Raw genomic sequence first — 12,446 nt, 5'->3', positions numbered from 1 at the left:
CGATGACTCGCGGGGTCACGTTCAGAACAGTATTCGGTGGACCGTCGGTGCCGCTCGACTTCATTGAGGAGTTGACTCGGCTCAGACACCGGCTGAGGGGCATCGCGATGCAGTACGACTTCGATCTGTTTGTTGTCGTTGGTGGCGACATCACCGTGGTGACCGATCCGACCGGGATCCGGCTTCCACGTGTGTTTCTGGGCAGGCGTACCGCTACGGCGCAGGTTCAGATGAACACTGACGACGTGATGGGGGTGTCCGATCCCCGCACATTTCTGTACACGACGATCCATGCGGCACTGACGGAACTGATCGCGCGTGTCTCAGACCGCGACAACGTCTTCGATGCGGACGGGGAGCGGGCGAAGATCGAGTTCTTGATCCTCGATGACAGTGGCGAGTGCGAATCAAAGCTGTGAAGGCAATGACAAATGCTGCGCTCCCAAATTCGTCAGGCTGTTGTCACTTTCTGGCATCAAACACTGCGGTGACCACTTCACAGAAAATCGCCGGGTGCCGGTAATGGACGAACCTCACTATGAGTTCTGCGGTGCGCGGTAGCGGTGACAAGTAGGTAGCGTTCAGCTGCGGCGTAGTCGGTGATCCGTGTGCCGTCGGGCCCGGAGGTCTGGGTGATCAGATCGAGGTATCGGCGGCGATAGAGGTATGCGTCGGGCTGGGTCAAAAGGTACTCCGCGGCGGCGACGACGTCCGGGCTCGGTGCAGCTCGCATGAGTCGGGTATGCGCCGGCTGGTACTCGGTTCTGGTGTGCTGGGCCGGTCCGATGGCTGTGTAGCGCCCGTCGTTGCGATCGTCATTTCGGGCAGTGCTATTCATATGATGGCCTTGGTGTGAATGAGCTCGACGTTGCCGTTGTAGTAGCCGAGGACACGGTGATCCATGATCCGCCGCCACAGTGGTGGTACGGCAGCGCAGACGATCATCACCGCGTATCCGGCAGGGAGTTGCGGAGCGGTTGGAGCGCTGCGCAGAGATTGGTAGCGCAGACGCGGATTCGCGTGATGGTCACTGTGTCGTTGTAATTGGTACAGGAACAAATTGGACACGAGATGATCACTGTTCCAACTGTCTTCGGGCCGGGCTTTGACAAAGCTGCCGTCTTGTCTTCGCACACGGAGCAATCCGTAGTGTTCGAGGTAGTTTGCGGCCTCGAGGAACGTGATCCCGGCCAAGGTTTGCAGGAGCAGCCAGGGCAGTATCTGCCACCCGAATAGGGTGATCAACGTCCCGAACAGTGCGGCGCTCAGCGACCATGCCTGCACGATGTTGTTTCGAGGCGACAGTGCGGGTGAACCCTGTCGGCGCAGGCGTGCTGATTCGATCCGCCAGCCCGATTTCAGACCTCCGAATACGCTGCGGGGCAAGAATATCCAGAACGATTCCCCGAAACGAGCACTGGCGGGATCACGCGGTGTCGCAACGTTGACGTGGTGCCCGTAATTGTGCTCGATGTAGAAGTGCCCGTAGAACGATTGAGCGAGCACAATTTTTGCCAACCGCCGCTCGAGGCGGCTGCTCTTGTGGCCTAGTTCGTGTGCGGCATTGATACCGACTCCCGCAACGACGCCGACGGTCATCGCCAGTGCGATCTTCTCTCCGGTTGCCATCGGGGCGTACACCCAACACCATGCGGCGAAGACGAGGCCAGCGTATTGAAGTGGCACGAACAGGTAGGTACACCATCGGTAGTAGCGGTCGTCCTGCAATGCCGCGATCACGTTGTCGGGTGGGCTGCGGCCGTCTGCGCCGACTGCGACGTCGACGATCGGGATGACGAGAATCAGGATCCAGGCACCGGTCGCCCAGAACAGGCCGAGGTGCAAATATTCGACCAGCAGCCAGGACAGGAAGGGACTCAGCGGGATCAGCAATCCCAACGGCCACCAGTAACGCTTCCGATCCCGCCATGCAGGAGCGTCGACACCTGCTTCGGCGCTCGCTCGAATGTCGTCGGTGTCTGTCATCGAAACTTCTCGAGCACGGGAAAGTGGAATACGGTCATTGCTCTCCAACGGTTCGTGCGGACTTTCGAAGTGGTGTGCTGCGGCGTCTCAGGCGGTTAGGCCAGGTCGGCGAATGCGATGATGTTGTCGTTGTAACTGCGTGCGGTTTCGTCGAAGGATCCACCGCACGTGATGATCCGGAGTCCAGGGTGGTCGATGTCGCCATATACGACCTCGGTGGGAAAGTCCTCTTTGGGGAAGTGTTCGACACTGGTAGCGGTGAACACTGCGCGACTTCCGTCTTCGCGGGTGACGATGATGTCGGCTCCTGTTTCGAGATTCCGCAGATCGAAGAAGACCCCGTCGGTGCCTTGCCAGTCGACGTGGCCGGCGATGATTGCCGGTCCGACCTCACCGGGGGCGGGAGCGCCGGTGTACCACCCTGCGTCCTTCCCATCCGGTGGGACCTCGAGTGCTCCATCGGTATCGAGTCCGAGATCGATGATGTCGGTATCGACGCCGATGGACGGGATTTCGAGTCGAGCGGGGCGGTGGTCAGCAGTTACCGGTGCCCTTTCGGGCAGTGCAGAGTCAGTGGCGCGCGGCGCGGATGTGGTGTCTTGTCGAAGCGACGAGTGTGGTTGTGAATTTCCGCTGTCGGATTGTCCACCGGCGCATCCGACCACCGTTACGAGTACTGAAACAGTGAGGGCGAGAGCCGTGATGGCTCGGCGAGATCGCGGAGCCATCACGGAGTTCTTGTCTTTCATCTATCGACTTGTCCGACGGATGACGAGGGCCGATATAGCCACGACGCCGAAGGTGGCGACCAGCAAGGCTGTCCACGCTCCACCCGACTGGCCGGAACGTTGGGATTGTGTGCTTCCGTCACCGGTGTCGACCGACCCTCGTGGTACCTGCTGCACCTGAGGGGCTCGAACATTCGGGGATTCCGGGACTGTCGGTTGAGTGGTCGGGGCACCCGTTCGAGAAGCTGACGTCGTCGGCACCTGAGACGGGACGGTTACCGTCCCGGGCACGGTGGGAGGTATTACCGGCAGTGTTGGGAGACCGGGAATCTCGGGTATGGACGGAATGTTTCGGCTGGTCGTGATGATCGGCGGTACGCCCGCAGTGGTTGTAGTCGTGCCGTTCGGCCCTGGTGTGGTGGTCGTCGCTTCCACCGGTGTACCAGTCGTGGTTGTAGTCACCTCCGGCGGGACGACCGTCGTGGTTGTAGTCACCACCGGCGGGACCACAGTCGTGGTGGTAGTTATCGCGGTGTCAGGCGGGACGGTCGTCGTCGTAGTGGTCGGGGTCGTAGTCGTGACAGGAGGCGCACAGGTCGGGATCGTAACGGTGTTCGTATCCAGAGTGACTGCGCCATTGATCGCCAACAGTCGACCCTCGACGGTTGCCTCGGTTGTGGCAGTAATGTCTGTCAGCGCCAAGAGGTTTCCTCGGAAGACGGAGTTGGTGCCGAGGGTGGCGGAACTTCCAACCTGCCAGAAAACATTGCATGCCTGCGTTCCGTTGATCAGTGCGACGGTGCTCGAAGACGATGTGATCAGCGTTGATCCCGCTTGGAAGACGAAGACTGCATCGGGGTCACCTTGCGCGTCGAGGGTGACGGTTCCCGACAGCGCGATCGACGAACCGGAGTTGTAGACACCCGAAACCAGTGTCCGACCGGTCAAGTCGGCTCCGGTCGGTTGTGTGGGTCCCTGACCGGCGAGAGTGTTGTACGCAGTCAACACATCGGGCTTCGCTCCCTGCGATACCGCGTCGCCGCCATGGTTGGTGCCGGTAATCGTCAGATCCGATACACCGGTGATGGTAGGCGTCGGATATGTGCCGATGTCGCCGCCGAGCGTCGTCGGCCCAGTGTTGGTGATTCCTGCTCCGGCAAGGACTGCAAAGGGCTCAGCGGTACCGAGTCCGACGGCAGTCGCTTCGGCGCCCGCAGTGCCGGCCGGCAGGACGAGAATGCCGACTGAGAATACGGAAATCGTTGCAATGCCGGAAAATTGAAAGAACCGCGAGCGTCGTGTTGCGGTGGGTGCTGTCATGTTCTGTTCATCTTCGATCCTTTGAAGAAGGGACTCATGCGACGAAAGTGAGTCCGTACGTTCCGCGCCGGCTTCGGCGCCAGGGACGTATCGATGAGCGCCCAATGAATCCGGACATTCCGGCTATACGATGTGTGTATACGTTGTATAGGTAGGGCGTCCCCGAACAGTAAACCAGCCGTGCGGTTCTGTCAATGCGTAGGCATACGATGTATGTTCTGTGAATGACCGGACACTCGCGAGATCGCAATGATGGTTTGGTTCCAGTCGCGGACCGCGAGGAACCTCTCACCAGGGCGCTCGTGCTTTCGACGGCATTGGCGATCATCGACGAGGAAGGCGCCGAAGGCCTTTCCATGCGGCGGCTGGGGAAAGCGCTCGATAGAAATCCGATGACCCTCTACAGATATGCGGCAAACAAGGCGGCGCTGTTGGACGGGGTCGTAGAGACCGTGCTCGAACAACTGGCCGTCGATCCGTCCGATCGCGACTGGAGAGGGCAACTGCACGCGGTTGCCTACGGGTATCGCCGACTCGCACTCGAGCACCCTAACGTGGTTCCTTTGCTGGTCACTCGGCCGTTGTCGACGCCGCTCGGATTGCGTCCCCCGGGAACGCTGCGCTACCTCGAGGCGATACTCGAACTGCTGATACGCGCCGGTTTCACCTCTGAAGACGCATTGCACATCTACCGGGCGGTGTTCGGTTTCCTCAATGGGCACATTCTCAACGAGCTTCAGGAAATAGTCGAAAATCCGGAGGAGACCGACGATCTCCTGCGACTCGGCCTGCATCGGCTTCCGCTTGCCGAGTTCCCCAGACTGCGATCGATGGCTACGATCATGGCTCACTACGACGGGCAGGACGAACTCGAGCGCGGTCTGGCAATTCTTCTGGAGGGCCTGGCGACAGCTTCCCCGCCCTCGAGTGCAGAGGGCTGACCACTTTCAGGTTGGGCATCGAGATGAGACGACCTCGACGGCCACACAATTCAGGGGACCGACGAGGCCGGTAAACATCAGTGGGGTCACTGATCGTTTACATTTTAACCGTACGTGTCACGGGTGGCCGGTGTCGGCGCGCTTCGTCCTTGTTGTGTGAGTGTTTCGTCCCGCTCCGCCCATTTCGGGCGATTCTTCATCTAGCTGAGGTTGGTGAATCTTCGGCTTGCGTCGTGGAACGATCCTCAGGCTTCGCCCGGGCTTGACGACTGAATACGGCCTTCCGTCCGCCCGAATAGGCGGACGGAAGACCTCAATTCAGTTGCGGGTGAACGCACTCGGCGATCGCGATCGGGTCTTGTCAGGGTTGAAATTCGTCGTTGGATGAATTCTCCGGCGAGCCGGCCGCGAGTATGCGCGTCCACCACCTTTGTCGCTGCGGATCTTCGTTCCAGACGACCGGTTCAGCCAGAGCTGCGGTGGGGGCCATGATTGGCGCGGGCATAGTGGACCTCCTGGATGAAAGGTTCTTGTACAGTCGATTTCGTGCCAAGCCGTTCAGGTCAGGCTTCGATCTGTCCATGAGTTTCTGCCTCGGAGTTGGCAGTGCTGGACGGCGGCCCCGACGAGATTTCGATCCGCCGCGGTTTCGCCTTCTCTGCGATCGGCAAGCTCACGGTCAACACGCCGTTGTCGTACGAGGCGACGATCCGCTCGGAGTCGATGTCCTCACTGATGGACAGCTGCCTTCTATACGTTCCCGTGAAACGCTCACTGGCCAGCCACGTCACTCCATCTTCGGAGAGAGCACTGCGGTGCGCGGTCAAGGTCAGGGTCGAGCCATCTACCTGTACGTCCACCGATCCCGGGTCGACGCCGGGAAGATCGGCGTGAAGGACGTAGTGATCATCGATCTTGTAGAGGTCCATCGGCATGAAACGTGGACTTCGGTTGCTGCCGGTTCCGGTAGCAAGCAAGGACTTGGTGATCGCGTCGATGTCGGTGAAGGGATCGAAACGAAGCACAGCAACACACCTCCCGTATCGTCTAAGAAAGGCCACCGTCACCTCGACGGCGACCGAACTCACTGTGCGAGAACATGATAACCAACCGATCTGGCACTCTGCAACCTTGAGTGCCAGATTCTTCGACTGAACTTCGGCTAGATTTTCGGGAGCATCTGGGGGGCGTGGCTGTTCGGTGATCACGCGATCACTCGAGTCCTGCTGGATCAGGACACCTGGGTTCAAGAATCCGCAGATGCCTCGGTTCGATCCGCCTCGAACGAGTGTGATGAAGTACCAGTCAGCTTGTGGTGCTAGCTATTTCGTCGAGAGCTCGTTCTACGGCTTGTGCGATCTTGCTTGCCGGAGGGAGATGCTCGGCATCGGTCTGGATTCCGATCCAGAATTTGTCGTTGTAGGACGCTGCTGTGAAGCCGATTCGAACATTGCCCGCCAACGGGCCGAGCGGCCAGAGTTGGACGAGCGCTGCCCCGTCGAGCGTGAGCGGACCGCGTGGTCCGTGAACATTGGACACCACTGCACCGATCATGTGCTGTCGCTTCGCGAATTTGTCGAAGATGCCGGCTACACGCGGCGACCGAAATGTTGTTCCTGCCGCACGTGCGGACGGTTTTGCGGCCGCAGTTTGCTTCGCGACGATTGCGACGGCACGTTCCAGGTCTGTTTCTTGAAGTGGGAGGTCGATGATCATGAATCCGACGGCGTTGCGTGCGTCTCCGATTGCTGTGACTGCGACGGGGACCGATACGGCGATCGTTTTCGGAATGGACTCGCCACGATCTTCGAGGATGAATCGCAGTCCGGTGCTCGCTGCAACGAGGTAGGCATCGTTCAATGTGCCTCCCACACTTTGCGCACCGCGCACGACCGGAGCGGTCCGGGTGCTGACGGAAGCGATGGATCTCGTGGTGCCGATTGTGCCGAGCAGTACCCGTGATCGGATCGGCCGATGTAGGAACGTCCCGATTCGAAATCGGAGGAGGTCCAGGGAACTGGCCTTCTGGGGGATGTGTGGCTCGGGGGAGTGGCCGGTTTTCGCCGTTGGTGGCGCCCCTGGGTCGGGTTTTTTCGAATCAGGCGAGGCGAACAAGCGCTCGAAAAGGTCGCTGGCACCGGCGCCGTCGAGAACCGCATGATGCACTCGAATGACGATGCCGCACTGACCAGTTCGAGCTACAGGAATCAATGCGATGTGCCACAACGGTCGGGTGGTGTCAAGGGGTTGCATCACAAGTCGACCACAAACCGCTTCGAAGTCGGGTTCGGTGGGACCGCGTTCCTCCAGTGAGACATGGAGGTCGACCTCTATGTTGCTTTCCGTCCACCACCATGACCCATGCCGCACAATCGGTCGTTGCCGCAACAACGGTTCCTGCGCGATCTGCGCGGCGAGTGTTCGGTGAAGATGCGCTAGATCCGGTCGACCGTCGCTGTCGACAAAGCCGCCCGGAGAGAGCAGACCGGCAATAGTGACCAGGTACGGCTGGACATCCACACCGAGCTGGAAGCTCGCAGCGTCGACGGGTGATATCGGCACGTCGGGTGTGGTGTCGACCATCTGCTGAGCCTAATCGAGGCGACACGGTGGACGGCGCTGGTTTCGGCTAGCGGATCACCAAGTCGTGGTCGGTGGCGCTGAGCGTGATCGCGGCAATGTGGTTTCCGCGCATCCAGTCCTGCACGAACGCGTTCAGAGCGGGGTTCGATGCCCGATCCGCGTACGCGTCCGACGGGATCTCGATTGCCCCGACGAGGTGGCGCGGATCGGCATCGAGGCCGGATGCGCGGGGAGTCATCCGTAGTCCGTCGGCGGTGTGCAGGACGACCGGAAGAACCGTGCCATCCGGTGCAGTCACGGTCGCGGTCCGGGTGGTGGCGACCGGGTCGAAATGGTCCACGTCCAGTCGGTATCCGGACGGTTGTGCGTACTGGCCGATCGCGTCGAGCATGCGCGGATCCACCACAGAGTACGGAAACCCGATGTCGATCAGAGTCTGGCCGTCGATGGCGCCGTCGCGGGCGGGCAAGGTCGTGGACAAGTGCCAGGGGGCAGCGGGGGACAGGGTATCCGTCGACCGGTCTGTCGGCGCGTTTTCGATCAGTGTGCCGAGGAGGGACGCGCCAGTCGGCGTGAACTCCCAAGCATCCCCGACGAGATCCTTGTGCCAGAAACCGGATTCGGCGCCGCGGCGGCCCTCGACACGCAACTCCCGCCGGTTCGGGCCGGGGCCGAGTGAGTGCACACTGATCGCGGATGTGACTTCACCGGGAATCTTGGGCTGGTGCACCCAGTCCGGTGCCGGAAGTTGGATCGCGGCGGTGCTGCGGTCCAGCGTTTCGGCCACGAGGTTGGGTGCCGACGGCTTGTCCGACTGATCTTCCCAGCTGTAGCGGAAGAAGATCGAGTCCGATCCCGAAGAATCGAAATCAAATGTGCGGGTGTACATGTCGCCGTACTTGTTCATCACGAAAGTGGTTGATCCGGCCGCCGACAGCGAGTCCGCCTGGAATCGCCCGCCGAGCGGGCCGCCGATCTCGTAGCTGTCGTCGTTGGGCAGCCACGGGTCTGCGTAAGTTATTCGGCTGCCGTCCGCGGTCAGCGTGGGGATCATCGTCATCTTGGCGAGTCCGACGAAGTGAATCCGTCCTGCGATGTCGGTGAAAGTTTGATTGTCCCAAGGCGACGAGACGCTCAGCGCCCACCCGTTCGGCCGGTCTCCCGGAAGTTGTCGGCCTGGACCACTCCAGAGGGGCGCGCCCCACGCGGAAGTCCAGTTCCACACGAGCGGGTCCTGGGAGGCGTTGTCCATCGTGTAAACCCAGCCGTTGTCGTCGACTGCGACGAGTTCGTCGTCGTCCAGTGATATCCCGACCAGTCGTCCACGTAGGCATTCGGGCATCGGCACGAAACGCCATGGCTCGGTCGTTGGTTCGCCGGGTGCCCGCGGACGAGCGAGTAAGTCGTGGTCGACCAGTGCAAAGTCCCAGAATCGATTGAATTGGGTTGTTGGCGTGCGCATCTCGATGGAAGACGGGGTGGCCGTGCCGTTGAACAACGGAAGGTTTTCCAACCCGACTCGTCCGCCTCCCGAGGGTGCGCCGGGTGGCAGTTGGGCGGTTCCGAATGGTACGCAACTGGCCGGCCCGGTTTCGGTGGGCGTGGCTGCGGAGAGGGGAGTGGACCACAGCAGGCCGGCGGCGAAGAGGATGCCGACGGTCGACAGTCGCGATCGGTACGGGTGCGAAACTCCACTCGCGGTCTCGTTCACCGTCCGATTGTCGCATGATCGGCACGTTGAATCTGCGGATTGTGAGGTTTGTCCATCTGTGTCGGTTGCGGCGAGAGTGCCGATCGCTGCGTTGGTTGTTGTGAGTGGAACGAGAGTGCTTGTACTGCAAAAGTATTCGCCGTGTATCTGAGTTTGCCATGACCTGCAGATACGGTGGGGTGATGAGAAGGCCGAAGTCGCTGGGTGAATGGTTGGTAGCTGACCCTCCGGAGTCGTCCAAGCCACCGGGGCCGATTCTTTTGGCATTCACCGTTGTTCCGCTTATTGCGTTGGTCTGCCGGCATTACGGGTGGTGGCCTTCGCCATTCGGTGACTTCAGGTGGTTCGATCCTCTCCTCGTCAGCGCTGCGGCTCTGCTCACCTTGATCGTTGTTGGTCTGGTGTGGGCGGTTCGTACGCTCTACGTTCTCGGCCAGGACCGACGGTGGTCGTGGTGGATCCTGCCCTCTCCGGTTGCCGTTATCGCCGCGGTCGCTGCGGTGTTGTTGATGCCGCCGGCAACTTTCCTCGACAAGAGCGGAGAGTTCGAGACCGTCGCGATTGCTCTCCTGGAGCAGCCTGGATCGACTGTGGAAGAGCTCGAGATCGGCCAGTTCGAGATCAGCAGTGCCCATGTCGTACGTCCCGATGAGGTCTACTTCATCGACAACGACAGCATGTTCACCACCACGAGTGGATGGGTGTACTCGCCCAGCGGCGCACCAACGGGGTTCGACGATTTCTCCGCAAAGCACCTCGGCGGACCTTGGTACGAGTTCACGGCGGTCTGGCGTGACTGATTCACCGCGCCATTTCACGCATGAAGTGCGTCGATAAATCGAGTGGCCCGTGTCGAGGACCTGTGGCTACCATCGGGGTGTGGACATCGTGATGCCCCATGGGCGTGAGGGGGTTGTCGGCGTCGTCTTCGCCGGCAGCAGATAGCGCATTTCGGACCCGACAGCACTAGGTACTGGTCGGGCCATGAGCTGTACCCACCTTCACCGATCCACGATTGGCATACACCCATGATCATTTTGACCGATACATCTACCCGTTCCAGCCTCGTCAACGCGAGCCGTAAGGAGAAGACTGATCTCACGTTGCCGGATGGCTTCGACACCATCGACTTCGACGCTCTCGACTATCTGGGCTGGCGAGATCCCAAAATGGGCCGACGCGCCTACGCGATCGTCCCGACACTCGACGGGGAGATCATCGGAGTCTTGCTCGTTCAAGCGCAAGCCACTCCGCGGTCGCGTGCCCAGTGTTCCTGGTGCCGTGACACGCGCCTTCCCAACGAGGTCGTCTTCTACGGCGCCAAGTTGGCCGGGCCCGCTGGTCGACGTGGCAGCACAGTCGGAACACTGATCTGCCGAGACTTCCAGTGCTCGGCCAATGTTCGTAACGACCCCCCGCTCCCGTATGCCGGCTACGATGCCGCCGCTGCGCGCCAGGACCGGAAAGATGAACTGGTGCTGCGTGCTTCGAGTTTTGTCGAGCGAGTGGCTCGGCAGTAGAGGGGACCCCGGGGACGCGATATCCCTGTTGTGAAGTTCGGCCCCTCCCTGGGCTGAGGGAGGGGCCGAACTGCCTGGACGGTGTCGATCCGAGGGGCACTCGGACACGGTGCGACATCTGGCGTCGCACATGATTACTCGGTCAGGGCGTTGCTCGACGTAAAGTGACCCAGGCTCCGGCTATGCAGGCGATGGCCAGGGCCAATGGAAGTAGTGCCATCGGCACCACTCGGGAAGTATCGGCAAACCACGAACCGATCGCCGGCCACCAGCTGGCCCAGGTGATTACGATCGCTGACAGGCCGAGCACACCGAAGAGACCGGTGAGAGAGGCGAGCAGACCGGTGGTCCTCCATCGCTGGTAGATCGCACCTGTCAGCATTGCGATCGAACTGGTCAGCAGCAGCGTCGCGAACAGCGCGAGCAACTGAACGGCTGCGCTGTCGGTGAAATAGCGTGCGATGCCGAACATGCGCATGTGCACACCCCAGCCGTTGGTGGCGGACTCCACCACTGACAGCAGTTGTAGCGCGATTGCGAAGATTGCGGACTGTGTCAACGCCATTATCGTGGTGGCAGTGAAGAACTCGCGGCGAGTCACGCTCAGCCCGAGCGCGAACGGGAACGTCTGGGTCATCGACTGGAGGTAGAACGCCAGCACGAAACCGTAAACGGAGAACACACTGCCGGTGAATCCCTCACCCTGCTCGTTTCCGACGATCGCGTAGATGGTGAAGCTGATGAGGAAAGAGATCCAAAGGATGCCCACCGGCCAGGCGATCAGCAACGGCCACGCGACCGTGTGCAGTTGGAGGACGGAACCGATCCTGGACCGGGTGGGCGCCTTCGGGACCGTCCGGGGCGCTGTCGTTGCGATGCTCATGCGGTGATCTCCTTGCGCTGCGTCGAAGTCGCGATGACAAGTTCCTGCAAAGATGCCGGTTCCACTTGGACTCCCGCCTCCCGCAGTCGGATTCGCTCGGTCTCGGTCACATCGGCCTGCAACATGATTCGGCTGTGGGAGCCTAGTGTCTCCCGGCGCAGGACCCTGCCGGACGCGGCAACAGCATCCACCGCATCAAGGGGGCCGGATACCACTACGGCGCGACCTCGCAGTGCGTCTGCGTCCTCGTCGACGACAATCCGGCCGCTGTCTACGACGATCACGTGCTCGAGCAGATTGGCTACCTCGTCGATAAGGTGAGTCGAAAGCACTACAGTGCGAGGATGTTCGGCATAATCGGCAAGCAGACGATCGTAGAAGAGTTGGCGTGCAACGGCATCGAGGCCGAGATACGGCTCGTCGAAGAGCGTGAGCGGTGCACGGGAGGCAAGTCCGATGATCACTCCCAACGCTGACCGCATGCCGCGCGAGAGCTTCTTCACCTTGCGGCACAGTGGAAGTTGGAAATCGTCGAGCAGTGTCTCGGCGAACGCGTGGTCCCAATTCGGGAGCAGATGGCCGGCGGCGACGAGTACATGCTTGACCTTGAGGTCCTCGGGGTACGTCTGGCTTTCCTTGACGAAGCACACGTTCGCCAAGACGTCGGCATTTTCGAAAGGGGCAGCGCCGAATACCTCGACGTCGCCGCTGGTGTGCAGTGAGGTTCACCCCGAAAAGTGGACAGTGGTCACGCGGCCATCGAGGTCGCGGTCA

General features: G+C 60.9%; 13 protein-coding genes and 1 pseudogene. 4 read left to right on the top strand and 10 right to left on the bottom strand.

The genetic code is table 11. From position 1 onward, the window contains the following. Nucleotides 1-2: 2 nt before the first annotated feature. The gene (locus H7C86_RS31155) at nucleotides 3-419 is read left to right on the top strand and encodes a hypothetical protein (protein ID WP_030535916.1); all 417 of its coding nucleotides are present in this window, start codon (nucleotides 3-5) and stop codon (nucleotides 417-419) included. Nucleotides 420-496: 77 nt separating this feature from the next. Here H7C86_RS31155 and H7C86_RS31150 read toward each other — a convergent pair whose 3' ends face one another. The 4 genes from H7C86_RS31150 to H7C86_RS31135 all read right to left on the bottom strand — a co-directional run bounded on the left by H7C86_RS31150 (nucleotide 497) and on the right by H7C86_RS31135 (nucleotide 4,034). Next, the gene (locus H7C86_RS31150) at nucleotides 497-838 is read right to left on the bottom strand and encodes a hypothetical protein (RefSeq protein WP_019747502.1); all 342 of its coding nucleotides are present in this window, start codon (nucleotides 836-838) and stop codon (nucleotides 497-499) included. Further along, on the bottom strand, nucleotides 835-1,986 hold the full coding sequence (locus H7C86_RS31145) for an alkane 1-monooxygenase (protein WP_070385366.1): 1,152 nt from the start codon (nucleotides 1,984-1,986) through the stop codon (nucleotides 835-837). Before H7C86_RS31145 ends, H7C86_RS31150 begins: the two co-directional genes overlap by 4 nt. 95 nt (nucleotides 1,987-2,081) lie before the next feature. Then, complete coding sequence (locus tag H7C86_RS31140; protein ID WP_019747500.1) at nucleotides 2,082-2,735, bottom strand: class F sortase; 654 nt, start codon at nucleotides 2,733-2,735, stop codon at nucleotides 2,082-2,084. Continuing rightward, a complete protein-coding gene (locus tag H7C86_RS31135) occupies nucleotides 2,736-4,034 on the bottom strand; it encodes an ice-binding family protein (protein ID WP_029537823.1) in 1,299 nt (432 codons plus the stop codon). Nucleotides 4,035-4,258: 224 nt separating this feature from the next. Between H7C86_RS31135 and H7C86_RS31130 the strand changes: the two genes are divergently transcribed. Beyond that, nucleotides 4,259-4,975: a TetR/AcrR family transcriptional regulator gene (locus tag H7C86_RS31130; RefSeq protein ID WP_019747499.1), complete on the top strand. Its 717-nt coding sequence runs from the start codon at nucleotides 4,259-4,261 to the stop codon at nucleotides 4,973-4,975. A gap of 361 nt (nucleotides 4,976-5,336) precedes the next feature. On the opposite strand, the gene H7C86_RS31125 is transcribed toward H7C86_RS31130, so the two are convergent. The 4 genes from H7C86_RS31125 to H7C86_RS31110 all read right to left on the bottom strand — a co-directional run bounded on the left by H7C86_RS31125 (nucleotide 5,337) and on the right by H7C86_RS31110 (nucleotide 9,269). Beyond that, the gene (locus H7C86_RS31125) at nucleotides 5,337-5,480 is read right to left on the bottom strand and encodes a hypothetical protein (protein ID WP_175413820.1); all 144 of its coding nucleotides are present in this window, start codon (nucleotides 5,478-5,480) and stop codon (nucleotides 5,337-5,339) included. Between the two features lie 58 nt (nucleotides 5,481-5,538). Next, the gene (locus tag H7C86_RS31120) at nucleotides 5,539-6,000 is read right to left on the bottom strand and encodes an Hsp20/alpha crystallin family protein (protein ID WP_069146275.1); all 462 of its coding nucleotides are present in this window, start codon (nucleotides 5,998-6,000) and stop codon (nucleotides 5,539-5,541) included. A gap of 280 nt (nucleotides 6,001-6,280) precedes the next feature. Next, nucleotides 6,281-7,558, bottom strand: a complete 1,278-nt coding sequence (locus H7C86_RS31115) for a wax ester/triacylglycerol synthase domain-containing protein (protein ID WP_069146113.1) — start codon at nucleotides 7,556-7,558, stop codon at nucleotides 6,281-6,283. Nucleotides 7,559-7,604: 46 nt separating this feature from the next. Next, a complete protein-coding gene (locus H7C86_RS31110) occupies nucleotides 7,605-9,269 on the bottom strand; it encodes a hypothetical protein (protein ID WP_019747495.1) in 1,665 nt (554 codons plus the stop codon). A gap of 182 nt (nucleotides 9,270-9,451) precedes the next feature. On the opposite strand from H7C86_RS31110, the gene H7C86_RS31105 reads away from it, so the two are divergent. Both H7C86_RS31105 and H7C86_RS31100 read left to right on the top strand, forming a co-directional pair. After that, entirely contained in the window at nucleotides 9,452-10,069 is a 618-nt protein-coding gene (locus H7C86_RS31105; RefSeq protein WP_031331749.1) for a hypothetical protein, read from the top strand. A 228-nt stretch (nucleotides 10,070-10,297) separates the two neighbouring features. Beyond that, nucleotides 10,298-10,789 (top strand): FBP domain-containing protein, encoded by a 492-nt coding sequence (locus H7C86_RS31100; protein WP_019747493.1) that lies wholly within the window; start codon nucleotides 10,298-10,300, stop codon nucleotides 10,787-10,789. A gap of 142 nt (nucleotides 10,790-10,931) precedes the next feature. Here H7C86_RS31100 and H7C86_RS31095 read toward each other — a convergent pair whose 3' ends face one another. Continuing rightward, nucleotides 10,932-11,672 (bottom strand): ABC transporter permease, encoded by a 741-nt coding sequence (locus H7C86_RS31095; RefSeq protein WP_141487666.1) that lies wholly within the window; start codon nucleotides 11,670-11,672, stop codon nucleotides 10,932-10,934. Beyond that, a pseudogene (locus tag H7C86_RS31090) lies at nucleotides 11,669-12,385 on the bottom strand (AAA family ATPase); the annotation flags it as partial. The pseudogene H7C86_RS31090 and the gene H7C86_RS31095, both read right to left, overlap by 4 nt. Between the last annotated feature and the right edge of the window lie 61 nt (nucleotides 12,386-12,446).

It is taken from the genome of Rhodococcus sp. UFZ-B548 (genome assembly GCF_903819475.1).
Taxonomy (GTDB): Bacteria; Actinomycetota; Actinomycetes; order Mycobacteriales; family Mycobacteriaceae; genus Rhodococcus_F; species Rhodococcus_F erythropolis.
This window is presented reverse-complemented; position numbering and strand designations above follow the sequence as displayed.

Excerpts from the sequence above, each read along its gene's own strand:
- H7C86_RS31155 (WP_030535916.1), top strand. The coding sequence starts at position 3 with ATGACTCGCGGGGTCACGTTCAGAACAGTATTCGGTGGACCGTCGGTG.
- H7C86_RS31150 (WP_019747502.1), bottom strand. The coding sequence starts at position 838 with ATGAATAGCACTGCCCGAAATGACGATCGCAACGACGGGCGCTACACA.
- H7C86_RS31145 (WP_070385366.1), bottom strand. The coding sequence starts at position 1,986 with ATGACAGACACCGACGACATTCGAGCGAGCGCCGAAGCAGGTGTCGAC.
- H7C86_RS31140 (WP_019747500.1), bottom strand. The coding sequence starts at position 2,735 with ATGAAAGACAAGAACTCCGTGATGGCTCCGCGATCTCGCCGAGCCATC.
- H7C86_RS31135 (WP_029537823.1), bottom strand. The coding sequence starts at position 4,034 with ATGACAGCACCCACCGCAACACGACGCTCGCGGTTCTTTCAATTTTCC.
- H7C86_RS31130 (WP_019747499.1), top strand. The coding sequence starts at position 4,259 with ATGACCGGACACTCGCGAGATCGCAATGATGGTTTGGTTCCAGTCGCG.
- H7C86_RS31125 (WP_175413820.1), bottom strand. The coding sequence starts at position 5,480 with ATGCCCGCGCCAATCATGGCCCCCACCGCAGCTCTGGCTGAACCGGTC.
- H7C86_RS31115 (WP_069146113.1), bottom strand. The coding sequence starts at position 7,558 with ATGGTCGACACCACACCCGACGTGCCGATATCACCCGTCGACGCTGCG.
- H7C86_RS31105 (WP_031331749.1), top strand. The coding sequence starts at position 9,452 with ATGAGAAGGCCGAAGTCGCTGGGTGAATGGTTGGTAGCTGACCCTCCG.
- H7C86_RS31100 (WP_019747493.1), top strand. The coding sequence starts at position 10,298 with ATGATCATTTTGACCGATACATCTACCCGTTCCAGCCTCGTCAACGCG.
- H7C86_RS31095 (WP_141487666.1), bottom strand. The coding sequence starts at position 11,672 with ATGAGCATCGCAACGACAGCGCCCCGGACGGTCCCGAAGGCGCCCACC.